This is a genomic window from Halorubrum sp. AD140 (genome assembly GCF_034497445.1).
GTDB lineage: Archaea > Halobacteriota > Halobacteria > Halobacteriales > Haloferacaceae > Halorubrum.
The window spans coordinates 1-1,148 of the sequence record NZ_JAXRUU010000269.1 but is presented as its reverse complement, the minus strand read 5'-3'; the positions used below and the strand labels follow the sequence as shown (position 1 = coordinate 1,148).

Sequence of the window (1,148 nt, the reverse complement as noted above, 5' to 3'; positions counted from 1 at the left end):
ATTGATCTTCATTGGCGGAGAGCAGAGTTTTCACCGGTAGTTCGTATCCGGTGTTTAGCTTCCAGAGTTGAGGCGACGGGTGTGCGTCTAACCCGATAACACAACGAGTTTCAGATAAGTCTGGGCAGTCGTGTATCGTCCGAATCTTGTTGTTCCGGGTAAATACAATTTTTAGAGAACCGTCGTGGCCGCAGTATCTACCATTACCAACCCGAATTGCGGCACAGATCGCACGTCCAATCGCCGGTGTAAGCTCATGAATTGAAGAAGTTGAGCGGAATCTCTCCGCAGTCGTCAGGCCTGATTCAAATAGCTCTGAGTACTCTGTGATCCGTTTGTTCCAACCTTCGAGTTCCTCTGGTTTCTCTGGCCTGCCTCTCGCAAGCTCGATAAGCGATTCCCACGTGTACGTCCCGGTCTCCGCATCGGATCGAAGGTTCAGCAGGCTCGTGATACTGTTCAGAATACGTTCCCGAAATTGGGGCCTGTTGACTTCAAGTCCGTACGACGGCCGCTCGTCAATGATCACGTTGCTGTTGTGAGTGATATTTCCTAATCGAGCAAATGCGGCGCTTGCGTGGACTACGTCGTAAGTCGGTTTCTCGTTTTCCCCGCCGCGGGGAACTCCTTTGTATTGTGCGAATGCCGGACACAATCCATTGTTTGAACACGGAAGCGTTCCATGGATTTTGAGTAGTTCCTTGTGGGCGTCGCTGAACGAGGTTCCCTCTCGATCGCACTTTTGATCGAACCATTTGGAGGGGGTCATTCGGTCGGTAGTCTGAAGCTCATTGTCATGGTCCCCTCGCGCGACAGGGCAAAGCTCTGTTCGCGCCCGTAGGACATGGTATTCTATGCCAGCGTTCTCGCTCGCTTCAGCCGCCTGATCGCGGGCTTCTGTGGTCTGCGAGATGTGGATCACCGGCTGGTCGCCTGTAATCTCCGGGAAGTCGCGCCACGGAGTTGTCGCCACGAGATGGGTCTTCCCGAGGCTGGTTGGTGCCACGATGAGCGCGTTCTCCCCGGACCGAAGCGTCTCCCTGAGCGAGTTTGTCAACCGATCCTGTGCTTCACCAGTCGTAACGGGCGTCCCTCGGGTGGCCTGTCCGAGGATATTCAGTTCCTCATCAATGATTTTAGTCGTAGGA

General features: G+C 54.0%; 1 pseudogene. It reads right to left on the bottom strand.

Annotation, left to right across the window (positions count from 1 at the left end):
• Positions 1–769: pseudogene (locus U4E84_RS18095) on the bottom strand (hypothetical protein); the annotation flags it as partial.
• Positions 770–1,148: the final 379 nt, after the last annotated feature.